Source organism: Flavobacterium sp. UGB4466, assembly GCF_903469665.1.
GTDB classification, from domain to species: domain Bacteria; phylum Bacteroidota; class Bacteroidia; order Flavobacteriales; family Flavobacteriaceae; genus Flavobacterium; species Flavobacterium lipolyticum.
Window position 1 is genome coordinate 19070 of record NZ_CAGKLC010000047.1, and the last position, 17449, is coordinate 36518.

The following is a 17449-nucleotide window of genomic DNA, read 5'->3' on the forward strand; positions in this document are numbered from 1 at the left end:
GATCAAAGGAAATAATCCAAAAAATCTGTCTTAATTATATCCAAAAATATAGTCATTGACAATACAATTGAAAATAGTGATAAATATCTTAAAAAAAGCCCTTCGCTAACCAATTACGAAGGGCTAATTACTAATCAATAAACCAACTTAATTAGTTAATACAAAACTAACTTTCTTTTCGGCATTTGAATTTCCACCAACGAAAACCTCAAACTGTCCAGGTTCTGCCACAAATTGTAAAGCAGAGTTATAAAATTTTAAATCTTCCACTGTGATCTCGAATGTCACGGTTTGTTTTTCTCCTTTTTTAAGAGTTATTTTTTGGAAATTTTTAAGTTCTCTTACCGGTCTTGTTACCGACCCTACTACATCCCTAATGTACATTTGAACCGTTTCTTTTCCATCATAATTTCCTGTATTAGCAACATCTACCGTCACTTTTAGCTTTTCGCCTGAGTTCATTTTATCAGATGAAACCTTCAGATTTGAATACTCAAAAGTGGTATAACTTAACCCGAAACCAAATGGAAACAACGGCTCGTTTCTTTCGTCAATATAGTTCGATCTGAACTTTTCGAACTTACCTTCTGTGTTAACCAACGGTCTTCCTGTATTTTTATGTGCATAGTAAATTGGCAACTGACCAACACTTCTTGGAAAGGTTGATGTTAGTTTTCCGGAAGGGTTTACATCTCCAAACAAAACATCAGCAATAGCATAACCCGCTTCTGTACCTGCGAACCAAACATTTAAAATAGCCGGAACAGTTTCGTTCTCTTCCTTAATTACTAACGGACGACCATCAAACAATACTAAAACAACCGGTTTTCCTGTTTTTAGTAAGGCGTTTAATAAATCTTTTTGGGCCTGTGGAATTTCCAGATTGGTACGGCTGCTTGATTCACCGCTCATCTCTGCAGATTCTCCAAGTGCCGCAACAATTACGTCCGACTGATTGGCTACTTTTAAAGCTTCTGCCAGTAATTCTTCTTTTGAACGTCCGTCACGGTGTAACGTTTTACCAAACATGGTTGCTTTAGTCTCAAACTCTTCATCGTAATCTAAGTTGCTTCCTTTCGCATATAAAACTTTTGTTGATGCTCCTGCCACTTCTTTGATTCCTGTCAAAAGTGAGATTGCATTTTCCATTCTTGTAGCTACACTCCAGGTTCCCGGCATGTTTTCTTTGGCATCTGCCAAGGGTCCGATTAAAGCAATTGTTCCTGATTTTTTAAGTGGCAACAATTGATTTTGGTTTTTTAACAACACCAATGATTGTGCTGCTGTCGAACGCGCTTCTTTTCTGCTGTTTGCAGTGAAAATTTCTGTTTTTGCTCTATTAGCATCACAGTACTTATAAGGATCGCTAAATAAGCCTAAATCGTATTTTGCTTCCAGAATAAGTTTAACCGCATTATCGATGGTTTCTATCGTTACTTTTTTCTCATCTAACGATTTTTTCAAAGTTCCTAAGAAACCTTCACCCACCATGTCCATTTCAACACCTGCATTTAACGAAAGTGCTGAAACAGCTTGTAAATCTCCCATTCCGTGCTCGATCATTTCAGGAATCCCTGTAAAATCGGTAACCACGAAACCTTTAAAGCCCCATTGTTTTCTTAAAATATCTGTCATCAGCCATTTGTTTCCTGTTGCAGGAATTCCGTCAATCTCGTTGAAAGAAGCCATTACTGAACCTACACCTGCATCAACAGCAGCTTTGTAAGGGGGGAAATAATCGTTAAACATTCGGATATGACTCATATCAACCGTGTTGTAATCACGACCTGCCTCCGGTGCTCCGTATAAAGCAAAGTGTTTTACACAGGCCATAATCGAATTGTTTTTAGAAAGATCGTTTTGCTGGTAACCGTTTACCATTGCTTTTGCGATCTGGCTTCCCAAATACGGATCTTCTCCTGAACCTTCAGAAACTCTTCCCCAACGCGGATCACGAGAAACATCAACCATTGGAGAGAATGTCCAGTTGATACCATCTGCACTCGCTTCCTGAGCTGCAATTCTGGCACTTCTTTCGATCAGATTCATGTCCCAGGTACAAGATAATCCTAACGGAATCGGAAAAGTAGTTTCGTAACCGTGAATCACGTCCATTCCGAAAATCAATGGAATTTTCAGACGACTTTTTTCCACTGCAATTCGTTGCACTTCTCTAATTTTTTGAACAGATTTAATATTGAACAAACCTCCAACTTTACCTTCAGCAATTTTTTTCGCCACATCAGAACTGTTTGCCTGTCCTGTAGTAATATCTCCAGAGGTTGGTAAATTAAGCTGCCCTAATTTTTCGTCCAGTGTCATCTTTGACAATAACTCTGCTACAAACTCCGATTTTGGTTTTATTTTTACTGTATTCTTAGTGTTCTTTTTCTGAGCATATCCCAGAACAGCACATCCTAAAAACAGTAAGACTAATTTGTTCTTCATTCTACTATATTTATTTGTTTGTGTTCGTTTTTTATTGGTTTAAATGCCCGGCCATAAAATGCTAGACTGTCATAAGCTCCTGTTACTAGAATCCGTACTTTCCGGATTTAAAACCAAGCTTAACCAAACCTTGTTTTACTTCGGGAGCATTCATGAATAATTTCCAAAGCAAACCGGTACGATAATTTTCAATCATTACGACTTCAGGTCCCTGGTCAATAGCCAGGTAACGTTTTGCAACCCAATTATTCTGTAGACTAAGCGCATCATAAAAGCCTGCCTCTCCAAAAGTTTCCTTTTTATGATTTTCGTATAAATTTCTAATTACAGCGATTGATTCTTTTGGTGTATACACAATTGAACTAATGGCTGCTGTTGGAGAGATAACTCCTTTATCGTTGCTTGGCATGTGAGCATCGTACCCAATAGATCCGTCAGGGTTTCTGGAATAAGATGCAGTTAAACCCCAATAATCGGCTCCGTATCCTTTAAATTTTCCCGGATTTTCAATGCAATACTGGTAGTCTATTTTTACCTGATTGACATTCAGATCCCAATAGTTGGCATACTTGTCTGTCAGCTGGTTCGGATCAAGTCCTACATACGAATAATGTGCCCAGAACATTGGTCCGCCAAATTCCTCGGCTCCATTGTGTTTTAGAATTAGAGGAATATTGTATTTTGTTTTAGAAGAAACTATTCCGCCGCTTCTCGCCCAGCCTTCGTGATACGCTTTTGCATCGATCGCGTGTGTTGGCGAAGAGGCTGCCATGACATAGGTAATCAAACATTCGTTGTAACCTTCAAGAGCAAAATTCATTTGCCAGTTGTAAGTTGGTGACCAATGCCAGTACAAAACATTTTTATTATTAGTGTACCACTGCCAGTCTACTCCTTTCCAAAGTGCATCGTATTTTTGAGCTACCGCTTTTTCTTTCTCTGAACCGTCTTTTAGATATTCGCGAACGGTAATCATTCCTGCAACCAAAAATGATGTTTCGACTAAATCTCCACCATTATCTTTGGTTCCAAAAGGTTTTACTTTTCCTGTATTTCCATCTATCCAATGTGACCATGCTCCATGAAAACGATCAGCTTTGCCTAAAAAATCAGCAATTTTGTTCAGTCTTTCAACTCCTTTTTCTTTCGTTACATATCCTTGTGACATTCCGGAAACAATAGCCATCAATCCAAAACCGGAACCTCCTGTGGTTACGATATGTGCATCGTTTTCAGGGTAAATTCTATCCGGATGGTAACGTTCTCTTGCTAATCCTGAATTGGGCTCAGCATAATCCCAAAAATATTTAAACGTCTCTTTTTGAACCACAGCTAAAAGCTGATCGTCTGTTAATTTTACTGCAGATGATGAGGCCTTTTCTGTTTCTTTTTTTTCTTGTGCATTACAGCCCAAAAAAGTAAAAGCTAATAGTAAAACTGAAATTTTAACCATTATATTTTTTTTAATATCAGTGAATAAAAACCACTTCCTTCAAAAAAAAGAAGGAAGTGGTTTTAAAAAATTATTTAGTAACCTCCCGGATTTTGTTGCGAAAGTCCACCCGCTTCTCTTAAGAATGTAGTAGGAATTGGAAATAATTCATGTTTACCAACAACGAATGTTTTTCCGTCGGCAGCCATAGCAGCCTGAGCTTGTCCCGTTCTTACAAGATCAAACCATCTGTCATGCTCGAAAGCCATTTCTAATCTTCTTTCTTTCCAGATTGCTTTTCTAACATCTGTTTGAGAAGTAAAAGGAGTATCTCCTAAACCTGCTCTTTTACGAATCATATTCACTAAAGGAATTGCTGCTGATGTTTGTCCCAATTCATTCAAAGCTTCTGCCTTCATTAATAATACCTCAGCATATCTTAAATATCTAAGATTGGTATCTGTAAATTCCTGATTGTAGAAATCCGAAGAATAAGCTTTGTAATTGTACATTGGATTTGCGACAGTAGCCGGTACCGGTCTTCCATCGTATAAAACGGAACCTCTGAAAATAATCGTTGCTGCTCTTCTTACGTCGCCTGCTTCATAAGCATTTGCTAACCCCTGAGTAGGTGTATTGAAACCCCAACCCCATCCTCCTGCACCACGTGGTGCCTGAGAAACAGAGTAGTTTCCAATTCCAAAACCAGGGCTTGAAGTTGAACCAATTCCATTAATTTCAAAAATAGACTCAGGACCAAATTCTCCTGCTTTTTTATATTGTAGCGCATAATCAGCTACTAAAGAATATCCTGTTACTTTATCACAATTGTCAATTACTTTTTGCCAATTTTTTTGATATAAATTTACTTTTGCTAACAGAGCATAAGCAGACCCTTTAGAAACACGACTTTTGTCTTCTGCTGCGTAAGCTGATTTCTCCGGTAAATTTGTAATGGCATCATTCAAATCTTTCTCGATAAATGCGTAAACTTCAGCCGGTGTTTTACGGGTTAATTGCATAATTCTGTCACCCTCTGAACCCGGAATTGGCAAATGATCAATAATTGGAACCCCACCGTAACCTTTTACTAAAGTGAAATACATAAAAGCTCTGAAAAACTTAGCTTCTCCTTCTAATCTTACTTTTAAAGCAGGTGTCACCTTATCCAATTTTGGAAAAATAGCCAAAGCCTGATTACATCTGTTTATTCCGGCATACTGAGCATCCCACGTAGACTGAAATGAAGGAGTCGAAGCATTATACGTTAAAGCATCAACAATATCCTTATCGCCACCGGTGTCTCCGGGATCAGAACCTTTATCAGCATCATCAGAGATAATACTTGAAACTGCATTCCATCCAAAAGAGGACATCTCCCAACCTAAAAACTGATTGTAAATTGCCGTTACAAAACCTGAAGCTCCCGCATCGTTATTGACCAATTCTACATCGGCAGGAATTGATTCTGTAGGATTTACATCTAAAAAATCATCTGCACATCCTGCAAAAAGCAATCCGGACAGTACAAACATTGATATATATATTCTTTTCATGATATTAAAATTTTAAATTAGCACCGATAACAAATGATCTCAATGACGGGTACGCATCTAACTCAACCCCCTGAGTGCCTTCAACTAACTTACCATCTGACACTACATCAGGTGAAAATCCTGAGTATTTTTGGCTGATAAATGGGTTAATTGCATTCACATAGATTCTGCAATAGTTAAAAAACAAATCCTCTTTTAATGGCAATTTGTATCCTAAGCTCATGTTGTTGATTCTAAAATAATCTGCCGATTCCAGGAAAAAAGTAGAGGCATAAGGAATCTCATTAGAAGGCACCGGATTTGAAGCCGTTGTGTTAGTTGGTGTCCAGAAATTGCGAGCCACGGATGCTTCTATATTTTCACCACCAAAACGTTGTGCTTTTTTTCCATTGTATACTTTTGCTCCTCCTGTTCCGTAACCGTCAACAGAAAAATCAAAGTTTTTATAATTTATCCCTAAAGTGATTCCGTAAGTTGAAGTTGGTAAAACCGTTCCAACATATTTTTTATCGGTTCTCTCGTTTAATGCCGTCTGAACTACTTTATCACCAGTAGCGGTATAATACAACATTTTACCATTTGACGGATCAATACCAGCAAACTCATACATATAGAAGCTTCCTAAAGGTTGTCCTACTGAAGTATTATCCAGTATTTTAGTATTTTGTCCATTTCCTAAACTTCCTCCAAGAGTTGGAGCAATTTGAACGTTTTTAAGACTGGAAAGTTCGTTTTTGTTGTGAGAAAAGTTTCCTCCAACCCAATAACTTAAATTATCGCTTATTTTATCGTCCCAACGCAAAGAAACTTCATATCCTTTGTTTGATACTTCTCCGATATGTGAATAAGTTGAAATATTGTATCCTGAAGTTGCGTAAGGTCTAACATTCAAAATGGTATTGGTTGTTTTTTTGTCATACAAATCAAAAGATCCTTTTAATCTGCTGTTAAACAATTCAAAATCTAAACCTCCAGAAAGTTCCTCTACTATTTCCCAAGATAAATTAGGATCTATTTGCGAATTAATTGTTATTCCTGAACCAAGTCCCGGTAAATCAACTCCTGAAGTAAAAACCTGAGTATTCAATGGTACATTCTGATTTCCTAATCTACCCCATGATCCTCTTAATTTTAATAAATTAAGTGTTTCAATATTACTTAAGAAACTTTCTTTTGATATAATCCAACCTAAACCAACTGATGGGAATGTTCCCCAACGTTTGTCTTCGGCAAATTGAGACGATCCGTCACGTCTTACAGTACCTGTAAGTAAATATCTGTCCATTAATTTGTACTGAAAACGAGCAAAATAAGAAGCTAATCTTCTTTGATTCAAAGCTTCATCTTTATAACCTGTTACTGAACTTGCAACATTAATATCTTTTAAAGACCAGTAGTTTGAATTTGGATTTACATTTTTTCGGTCAATCGTTAATTTTTCTCTGGTTCCTTGTACGTTGGCCTCTATACCGGCAGTAACTTCAACATCATGAATTTCTGCAAAAACTTTATTATAAGTCAGGTAATTAGATAAATTCCAGTTGAAATACTGATCTCTGCCTCTTGTCAAAGTATTTGTATTTAAACTTTTAGTATCGTAAGCAGATACTACACGAGTAGGATCTCCTGATAACCAAAGTCCTAAATTATCTACATAATTATATTGTTTGTAAGTAAAAAACTCCCCATTAAACTGAGAGGTAAATTTTAATGATTTGATAATATCATAATCCAACTTTAAACCTCCTTGTAAAATAACAGTCTCTTGTCTCTCATTTGTAAAATCCAACTGAGCCACCGGATTCGCAACATTATTGAAAGATGCTCCTGTTTCGGCAACCACTCCATTTGAAACAAATGGCACTCCATATTTCCCATTAGGATAACGTACAGGAACAAGAGGAGATTGTCTGTAAGCATTTGTAAAAGCGCTTAAAGGCATTGGAGTATTTTTGATGGTACTCACACTCATATTCTGAGTTAATCTAACTTTATCCGAAATTTTAAACTCATTATTATTTCGAATCGTAGTTCTACCATAATCAGATCGGTTCAGAATTCCTTTTTCTTCATAATTTCCAACACTAAAAAAGTACTTTACATTATCTGAAGACCCTGAAATGGCAATATTGTTTTGCGTATAAGATCCTGTTCTTGTAATTTCATCAAACCAATTGGTATTGTAAGGCTGATTGGCAGAAAATCTTCCTTGTGGAAAATCACCACTGTAAGCAATATTACTATAACGAACATATTCGTCACTATTTGCCATTCTAACCTTTTTCAAAGGAGTTCTAATTCCGGCAAAGCTTTCTACATCTACCGTAAGTTTTCCTTTTCCGGATTTCGTGGTGATCATAATTACACCATTTGCACCTCTTGTACCATAAATAGCTAAGGAAGAAGCATCTTTTAAAATCTCATACGATGTAATATCATTTGCATTAATGTTATTGATATTCTCCGTTGGCATACCATCTACTACATACAAAGGATTCTTTCCTCCCAAAGCACTACCGGCTCCTCTAATAATTACAGAAGGTGTACTTCCCGGTGCATCTGAAGCAGATACCTGAACCCCTGCCGCCTTACCTTGTATGGCCTGAGAAGCATTTAGTACCTTCATTTTTGTAATCTCTTCAGATTTAATAGAGCTTATCGCTGAAGTATTATCAATTTTCTTTCTTGTTCCGTATCCAATTACAACTACATCTTTTAATACAGTATCACCTGATTCTTTTAAAGTAATAGTCATTGGTGCGGAAGTTGCTGCCACAGAAATAGGATCAAAGCCCAACATCGAGATTTTTAGTATCTCTCCCACTTTGGCATTTATGGCAAAATTTCCGTCGAAATCAGCATCAGCAGAAACTCTTGAGTTTGAAGCAGCAATAATTGCTCCGGGAACTCCCATTCCATTACTGTCTACTACTTTTCCTTTAATTGCTTGTCCAGACATATAAGCCGGCAATAGCAAAAGCGCTAAAAAGCTAAAAATAAAATTTTTCATACAGTTCGTAATCGTTTAAGTTAGTAGAGCCAAATTAAACAATTACAACGTTGTAGTACATCAAATACCACTACTACATAGCTACATCATTATGTTAAAAACAGAATATAAAAGTTTAAATTTCAGCATTTTAAATGTTAATTTTATTTTATTAACATAACGTTATGATGTAGTAATGATGTATTAGAATTATACAATAAAAGAAGTAGAAAAATATAAGATATTTAAAAAAATAATCTCAATCTTACAGACTTAATAAAAACTTTGAGAGGTTTTCATCCTGAGTAAGCCCTAATTTCTTTCTCAAACGATATCTGTGCAATTCTACGCCCCTAAAAGAGATGTTCATCATAGGTGCAATTTCCTTGGAAGAAAGATTCATTTTGAGGTAAACACACAGTTTTATATCCTTAGGAGTTAAGTTTGGAAACTTTTTAGAAAGGTTAATGATAAATTCATTGTGAATCTGGTTCAGATTGGTTTCAAAAATCTCCCATTCGTGTTTGTTCACCTCATTGATTTTAATTGCTTTTTTGATTTCGCTCTTCAGTTTATTGAAGTCTTTTTCAGAATTCAAAATGTTCTGAATGTTATCAATCATTTCACTTTGCTTGGCAATGGACAATGATTTTCCGGCAACTTCTGAGGATTTTGTTTGCAGTTCCAGTTCTAAAATGTGTTTTTCATACTCCTGAACATTCAATTCATTCTCCGCTTTCAGTTCCATTTCCAGAATCTCACGCTGATGTTTTAACTCTTCAGCTTGTAGCTTCAATTTTTGCATATAGCGTAGCTTGTTCCATTTGTAATAGAAAAACAAAACCGCTCCTACTACAAGCAGATACAGTAAAATCATCCAGAATGAAAAATACCAGGGTTCAGCCACTTTAAAATCAAAGTCCGTTACCTCTTCGTAACTCGCACCATCATGTTTGTAAACCACTATAGCATGTGAACCACTGCTTAAATTGTTCAATACAATCAGTCCATCTGAAATTGGCAGGAAATCGCCATTTTTATTGATTTTATAAAACAAATTAGGCTTACTTGCCCCGTAAATTCCCGAAATTACATTTATTCTTATCTCAGTGTTGTATTTGATCTTATCTTCATTTGATATAAGATTTCCATCATTAAAAGCTTCTATTTTTACATGAGCATTTTGCTTGTTTTCATAAGTGAGCTGAAGCGATATAAATCCATCATCAAGATTGAGTAAATAGTGGTTCTGAGTTTTGAAAATCCTCAGATTATCATTGATCAGGGTACCTTTATAATATTTCTCCTGAATAATGTTCCAAATGAATTTATTACCCTTCGCATATATATGATACAAAATTCCATTCTGCAGCACTACAAAATGATCTTCATCAATTGAAACGACATCACTTATGTTCTTAAAATTAGAATTAAACAGTTCATTTTCTTCAAGACTGCCGCTAATCGAATTATAGGTATACCAAACATTATTGATTAGGAAAAGAATTTCATTTCTAAATTCAAAAATCTTTACACCAAAATCATTCTTAATTTTGCTCTGCTGTGTTATATTTTCAACTTTTTTAGTCTTATAGTTATCATCGTACAATACCCGATACAATCCGCGGTAATTATCTGCAGCCCAGATTTCATTTTTCTGATTCTGAGCAACATACTTTATAGGTTTTGAAAGATCATTAATAACTTTGTTCTCAGTAGGTACTGCGATATCATTGTAAGCCACAACACCGCTGTAAGTCGATTGAAAATAAGTATTATTGATACTGCTTTTTGTCAAGTTCCATCCTCCGCTTCTGTTATTGATTTTAACCAGTGAACCATTTTCGTAACAAAAAGTTCCATCATTATGACCTATAATATATTTGGTACCAATTTTACTAATATTCCAGGCCTGCCCCTGTGTATTGGGCAACATATTAAACTTACCGGAAACAAATTCGAAAACTCCGTGATTTGAAGCAATCAGATATCCCTTATCAATAGCTGCAACAGAATAAACAGAACCCAGAAGTCCTGAATTATCATAAAAGAAAGAAATCGGAGAGTTGATTTCGACATGCGTAATACCATTATCCAAACCAAGCCATAAATCGTTCTCTTTATCGAAACCGATGCTTAATACCGAATTATTCATTAAGACATTGTTCCGATTGATGTTTTTATAGGTATCCGTTTGAAAGTCGTAAATAAAAACACCTCTGTTCCCGGTTCCTACTACCAGTTTATTTCCTTTAATAAACTTAGCAACATTAATCGTTGCCGATTTTAAAACTTCATTCAACGGATTATTCCAGGGTTTTAAACCTCCTTTTTCTACAATAAAAATTCCTTTTTTCTGTGTAAAAATAAACGTCTCGTTCTTGTACTTTTCAATAGCGTGAACTACAGTCTTTTTTAAAATATTCCAACCTTTCGGATTGGCTATTTTTGAACCGTCCATTCGAAAAAGACCTTTTGCAACTGAAGCAACATAGACATTATCATCCACTACAAAGCAATAGGATATTAGAAAAGGGAATTTGATTTTCTTAATGTGTTTTCCATCATAAATAAAAACATCATTAAAAGACTGGAAATAGACGGAACCTTTAAACTTGAAAATTTTCCAAATCTCTTCATTGTCCTTTTCGTCAAACAAACGCAGTTTTTTAGTGATGGAAACGTAATGCATCTTTCCCTCTTTTCGGTACCAGTAACCAAACTCTTTATATGAGCCTGAATAGATCTTATCGCCTTCGATCATGATCGAACGGATGATCGTTTTATTAGGTAATGTATACTTTTCCCAAATGACACCATCATAACGCAATAAATAGTGATTATTGGCAAAATACATGGCATCGTCATTGCCCTGAACCACATTCCAAATTTGATTGTCACCTTGGTAATCAGATTTATTATAATTTTCTACGAATGGAAGTAATTCTTGTGCCTGGATTTGAAAAGCAATGAAAAAGAAGAATATAAATTTAGGAAGTATCGATTTCAAAATATTCGGTTTTATCTTCAAAGATACTGACAAATATTGAATCTGATGGCATAAAAAAAGCTCCTCAACAGAGAAGCTTTCCATATAATAGTAAGTCTATTCTAGCTTTGAAGCAGCTGATAAACCTGATGAGCAATTTCGTATTCTTCATCTGTAGGGATTACCAAAATTTTTGCTTTTGAATTTGGTACATTAATCTCTCTGATTTCTTTAGAACGAATCTGATTCTTTTCATCATCCAGTTCAATTCCAAAATAATCCATATCAGTACAAACCAGCTTGCGCATATAAGAAGAGTTCTCTCCAATTCCCGCAGTGAAAATAATTGCATCCAAACCGTTTAGAGCTGCCGCGTACGAACCAATCGTTTTTTGAATTCTATAGGCATTCATTAACAGCGCCAATTGACAGTCTTTATTTCCTTTTTCAGCTTCGGCTTCAATGTCTCGCAAATCGCTGTAGCCTGTAAGTCCAAGCATACCACTTTGTTTCAATAAAATTGAATTTACTTCGTCTGCCGAATACCCAAGATTCTTAACCATATAAAAAATAACCGACTGATCAATATCTCCTGAACGAGTTCCCATGATAAGACCGTTTGACGGAGAGAATCCCATCGTATGATCAATACTTTTCCCGTCTTTTATAGCGGTCATACTGCAGCCATTTCCTAAGTGAATGGTGATTATTTTAGAATTCTTTTCTAAATAATCAATTGCTTTTGCAGAAACGTATTTATGACTGGTTCCGTGAAAACCATAAACACGCACTTTATGCTCTGTTAAAAGATAATTTGGAATGGCAAACTTATAAGCTACTTCCGGCATCGTTTGATGGAATGCAGTATCAAAAACTGCAATTTGCTCTGCATCACTAAAAATTTCTTCTGCGACATTAATTCCTTCTAAATTAGCTGGATTGTGCAGTGGTGCCAGTTCAAAAAGTTCTTTGATTTTTAATTTTACCGCTTCATCAATTTTCACTGTATCGCTAAAGGCACTTCCTCCGTGTACCACGCGATGACCCACCGCCGCAATCTCCGAGGTCGATTTAATCACTCCCCTTTCGGCATCTAAAAGCATATTGGCTACTTTTTGTAAACCAACCTTATGATTAGCAATCGGTAGTGTTTCTTCAATGGTATTTGACGGGGTTTTGAAAATTACATTTGAAGTTTCCAATCCAATTCTGTCAATCATACCGGTACAAATTACCTCGTTTGTAGGCATAACCATTAATTGATATTTGATTGAAGAACTTCCTGAGTTTATGATAAGTATTTTCATTTTTTTTTAAGATTCTAAGAGATTGACTCTCTAAGTTTTTTACTGTTTTTAGCTTTAATGTCACCCTGAGCGAAGTCGAAGGCTGGGCAAACAAAGAAGGCTTCGACTCCGCTCAGCCTGACTTACATTTTTTAATTAATTAAAGTCCTTGTGCCTGAATAGCCGTGATTACTACTGTGTTAATAATATCATCTACGGTACAGCCACGGCTTAAATCGTTCACCGGTTTATTTAACCCCTGTAACATAGGGCCGATAGCCAAAGCACCGGTTTCACGCTGGACTGCTTTATAGGTATTGTTTCCTGTATTTAAATCCGGAAAAATAAGCACACTCGCCTGCCCTGCTACTTCAGAGTCCGGCATTTTGCTTTTTCCGACAGCACGATCTACGGCGGCATCGTATTGAATTGGTCCTTCAATTTTTAAATCAGGACGTTTTTGTTTTACGATTTCAGTTGCGGTTCTTACTTTATCGACTTCATCCCCTTTTCCGGAAGAACCGGAAGAATAAGAAAGCATGGCTATTTTAGGCTCAATTCCGAACGCTGAGCTTGATTCTGCCGATGAAATGGCAATTTCTGCCAATTGTTCTGCTGTTGGGTTTGGATTAATGGCACAGTCTCCAAAAACAGAAACTCTGTCTTCTAAACACATAAAAAATACAGACGACACTACAGATGAATTGGGCTTGGTTTTAATGAATTGCAAAGCGGGTAAAATGGTATGCTGCGTGGTATGAGCAGCACCTGAAACCATTCCGTCAGCATGTCCTTTATACACCATCATCGTTCCAAAATAAGAAACATCTTCCATTAAATCCCTTGCGGTAGTAATACTAATATTCTTGGCTTTACGAAGCTCATAATAGGTGTTAGCATAATCTTCATAAAGCTCTGATTCAATAGGATTAATAATATTGATTTTAGAAAAATCCAATGTAATTCCCAATTCATTGACCTTCCCTTCAATTTGTTTTTTATCGCCAATGATCGTAATATCAACCACATCCATCGACAACAATCTAGAAGCGGCGATGATAATTCTCTCGTCGTTTCCTTCCGGTAAAACAATGTGTTTTCGGTGCTGTCTGGCTCTTTTAACCATGTTGTACTGAAACATTTTTGGCGTCATTCCTTCTGCTTCAAAAGTAATTAGCCTTTCAGACAAATCATCCATGGCAACATACTTTTCGAAAGTACTAATCGAGGTTTCTATTTTATGAGTATTATTGGCGTAGATTTCTGATCTGATGGATCCAATTTTGTTCGTGATACCATAAGTCCCGCCATCAACTGCTATAATAGGTACGATGGATGAAAGACCTTCTATAAGTTTTAAAATACTTTCTTCCGGAACTATATTTCCCGTTAGAATAATTCCGGATATGGTTGGATAATTGGCCGATTCGTTGGCTTGTAAAGCTCCAAGGATAATATCTGAACGATCTCCGGGAGTAATCACCAGTGCATTATCATGCAAATGAACCAGATAGTTGTGTAATTGCATTGCTCCAACACTAAAATGCCCGATTTCATTATTCAGATAAGCACCTCCAAACAGTACTTTGGCATCAAGCTGATTGACTATTTCCTGCATGGTTGGATTGTTCAAACTTGAAATCAGCGGAATGGTATTGATAAGCACATTCGCCGGCAAACTTTTTTGCAATCCTTGTGTCACCAATTCGATGTTTTCAGGCTGAACTTTATTGGCAATAACCGATAAAACCTCAACTTCTTTCACTTTAAAGGAATCATAAACTAAATAAAGGCTGTCTACTAATTCTTCTAAAGTTTTACCAACTCCGGATCCGATAATAATAGTAGGAATTCCAAGGTTTTTAGCGATCAAAACATTCAAATCAAGTTCGATTGAAGTTCCTTCTCCGGTAAAGCTTGTTCCTTCTACCAGGACAAAGTCAAAACGCTCTTCAAGCTTCTTATATTTCTCAATAATCAAATCGAGAACTTCTCCTATTTTTCCTTTATTCTTTTTCTTGATTAGTTTGCTTTTGGTGATCGCAAAGGCATCTTCAAATTTAATATCCAGATTAAAATGTGACAGTACTGTTTCGATATGATTGTCTAACTCGCCATCTACAAAATCCTCCACAATAGGCCTGAAATAACCTACTTTAGCCGTTTTTCCAATCAAAATACTCATCAAACCAAGTGTTACAATTGATTTTCCGCTGTTTTGATCGCTCGTAGCTATATATATTGCTTTACTCATAATTTATGTATTAACTCAACAAATGTCGTATATAATCTATTTTCTAAAGATAAATAAACGTTAAAACCAACGTCTTTTTTTAAAATAAATAATTAAGGCTATGACCAATAAAAACATACTTGCCATTACAATGAAATAGCCGTTTCTCTCCTTTAATTCCGGCATATATTCAAAATTCATCCCATATACTCCAACAATAAAAGTGAGCGGAATAAATATGGCTGAAATGATGGTCAGGGTCTTCATAATCTCATTCATTTTTCGGCTTTGCTCCGAAAAATAGAAATTGGAAGCGCTTTCTAAAGAACTCATATCAGACTCAATCTGCTCCAGAAGTTCTAAACTTTTCTGATGCAGTCTAATGAAAAAATTAAAGGTTTCCTTCTGAATAAGGCCATTGTTTTCATCATCATCTTTAATGGTCTTCAAATAATAAAGCGAATCACGAAGCGGAGTGATGGAACGTTTTAAAAAATTAAAATTATCGCGATGATTTTCAATTTTTTCCAGAATAATCGGATCTGCTCCTTTTTTGGTTAAATCTATAAGTTCTTCAATATTATCTTCTTCATCTTCGATTGTAATATAAAAGTTTTCCATTACGGCATCAAGCAACAAATAAAGCAGATAGTCTACTTTTTTAGTTCTTACGATTCCGGCATGGGTACGAAGGCGTTCGCGTATGTGTGTAAAGAAGTCACTTCTTTTTTCCTGGAAAGAAATCAGTATTCCGTCTTTTAAAATAAAACTGAGCTGCTCGACCTTAAGACCATCTGAGTATTCTGAAGGCAACAACGATTTTATGTTGAAAAACAAAACCTCTTTTTGTTCCTCAAGTTTGGTTCTTTTGGTCGTATTTAAAATATCAGCCAGTAAAAAATCATCTACTTTAAAATGATCCCCGATTGTTTTAATAAGAGCGATATCATTTAATCCGTGAATATTCAACCAATTGTTTTTAGTATAATCAAAACATGAATTTATGGCCAAAACCGTAAATTTCTCATATTCAACAACATCAGTATCATTATAAACAAAAAGCTGCATTTCTGTTTCATGGCTTTTATGTGTGCCCGTGTACTCCAGACTTGTATGCTGCAACTTTCTGCCTTTCTTGTATTTTATCTTTCTCATTCAAAAATGATTTACAAAGTAATATTACGAAAAAGAATCTGAATGGGAAATGACAAATGTCATTTTGATCAGAAGACAATGTTAAGATATTCATAATAATAATTACTTTTATAAACAGCAATCTGTCTATAAAATATAAAGCCAAAATGACCCGAAAAATAACCATTTCAATACCAAAACCTTGTCATGAAAACTGGCATGAAATGTCTCCAACTGAAAAAGGTAAGTTTTGCAGCAACTGTCAAAAAAATGTAATTGATTTTACAAAATCTTCTGACAGAGAAATTCTTCTTGCTTATAATAAAAATGAAAATTTATGCGGTCGATTCATCGTATCGCAATTGAACAGGGATATGATTATTCCCAAAGAAAAAAGATCTGTGTGGATGGTCGCAGCAGCATCAATAATTGCATTTTTAGGATTAGGAAATCAAACAATCAAAGCACAAGAAAAATCAAAAACAGAACAAACAGACCGTAAACAACTTAAAGACAGCATAAAGTCAAAATCTAAAAAAGACTTTGTAACCTATACAGGAACTTTATATGATTCTCAAGATAATCCATTACCCGGGGTTAATGTTAAAGTAAAGCAAACTAAAGTTGAAACCAAAACTAATTTTGACGGAGAATTTACAATAAAAGCAAAAAAAGGGTACATTTTAATATTCCAACATGAAAATTTCTTAACCACCGAATTTAAACTTAATAACGATATTAAAATTAAACCGAAAATGAGAGATTATTTTCTTACCGGAGATGTGGTTCTGACAGAAACAGAAGATGATTAAATATCATTTTACTAATTATAATCCATAAAAAAACCGAGTCATTTCTGACCCGGTTTATTTTGGAACATATTTACATTGCACACTTTTGATTTCTAAAAGTCTTCCATGTTTTTTCGCAAAAGCCTGTTTTAAATTATTTGTTTCTGCTCCTGATAAAGGGTTTCTGGAACTCACAATAAAACCGAATCTTTTCTCTTTAGGAATTCTAATTACACTATCTTCAAAAATATTTATTGTACTTATTATTTGATCTAAAGCAATCTTAACATCCTTTCCTTTTAATTCTACAAAATAAAAATCATTGTTAAAGTGTCGAACAAAACCAAAATCACATTTTTGAACTTGTTGCGAAGTTATTAAACAATTATCTATTCTAATTTTTGTAAAATCTTCTTTTGAATCAATTTCAAATCTTTTTCCATTTTCAGAAGCTACTTTACTTTTTGAACAACAACCTTGATTTGCTATAATTAATTCATCAAAACTATTGTGCATATCGTAACTCTGTTAATTTGTCAAATTCCTCAGAAATAATATCTGAAACTCCATCAATTGCATTTGTATCTATAC

10 protein-coding genes are annotated in these 17449 nt (G+C 35.3%); 1 reads left to right on the forward strand and 9 read right to left on the reverse strand.

Annotated elements, in window-relative coordinates; translation table 11 throughout:
• Positions 1–147 precede the first annotated feature (147 nt).
• The 8 genes from bglX to corA all read right to left on the reverse strand — a co-directional run bounded on the left by bglX (position 148) and on the right by corA (position 16088).
• Positions 148–2448 (reverse strand): beta-glucosidase BglX, encoded by a 2301-nt coding sequence (gene bglX, locus JO950_RS12685; RefSeq protein ID WP_202702981.1) that lies wholly within the window; start codon positions 2446–2448, stop codon positions 148–150.
• Between the two features lie 85 nt (positions 2449–2533).
• Positions 2534–3901: a glucoamylase family protein gene (locus tag JO950_RS12690; protein ID WP_202702982.1), complete on the reverse strand. Its 1368-nt coding sequence runs from the start codon at positions 3899–3901 to the stop codon at positions 2534–2536.
• 74 nt (positions 3902–3975) lie between these two features.
• On the reverse strand, positions 3976–5436 hold the full coding sequence (locus JO950_RS12695; protein WP_202702983.1) for a RagB/SusD family nutrient uptake outer membrane protein: 1461 nt from the start codon (positions 5434–5436) through the stop codon (positions 3976–3978).
• A gap of 4 nt (positions 5437–5440) precedes the next feature.
• Complete coding sequence (locus JO950_RS12700) at positions 5441–8446, reverse strand: SusC/RagA family TonB-linked outer membrane protein (protein WP_202702984.1); 3006 nt, start codon at positions 8444–8446, stop codon at positions 5441–5443.
• A gap of 244 nt (positions 8447–8690) precedes the next feature.
• Entirely contained in the window at positions 8691–11435 is a 2745-nt protein-coding gene (locus JO950_RS12705; RefSeq protein ID WP_202702985.1) for a histidine kinase, read from the reverse strand.
• Positions 11436–11536: 101 nt separating this feature from the next.
• A complete protein-coding gene (locus JO950_RS12710; RefSeq protein ID WP_202702986.1) occupies positions 11537–12721 on the reverse strand; it encodes an acetate/propionate family kinase in 1185 nt (394 codons plus the stop codon).
• Between the two features lie 139 nt (positions 12722–12860).
• Complete coding sequence (gene pta / locus JO950_RS12715; RefSeq protein ID WP_070908583.1) at positions 12861–14954, reverse strand: phosphate acetyltransferase; 2094 nt, start codon at positions 14952–14954, stop codon at positions 12861–12863.
• Positions 14955–15014: 60 nt separating this feature from the next.
• A complete protein-coding gene (gene corA / locus JO950_RS12720) occupies positions 15015–16088 on the reverse strand; it encodes a magnesium/cobalt transporter CorA (RefSeq protein ID WP_202702987.1) in 1074 nt (357 codons plus the stop codon).
• 146 nt (positions 16089–16234) lie between these two features.
• Here corA and JO950_RS12725 point away from each other — a divergent pair, with 146 nt between their 5' ends.
• Positions 16235–16879, forward strand: a complete 645-nt coding sequence (locus tag JO950_RS12725; protein ID WP_202702988.1) for a carboxypeptidase-like regulatory domain-containing protein — start codon at positions 16235–16237, stop codon at positions 16877–16879.
• A gap of 54 nt (positions 16880–16933) precedes the next feature.
• On the opposite strand, the gene JO950_RS12730 is transcribed toward JO950_RS12725, so the two are convergent.
• A complete protein-coding gene (locus JO950_RS12730) occupies positions 16934–17374 on the reverse strand; it encodes a hypothetical protein (RefSeq protein WP_202702989.1) in 441 nt (146 codons plus the stop codon).
• Positions 17375–17449 lie beyond the last annotated feature (75 nt).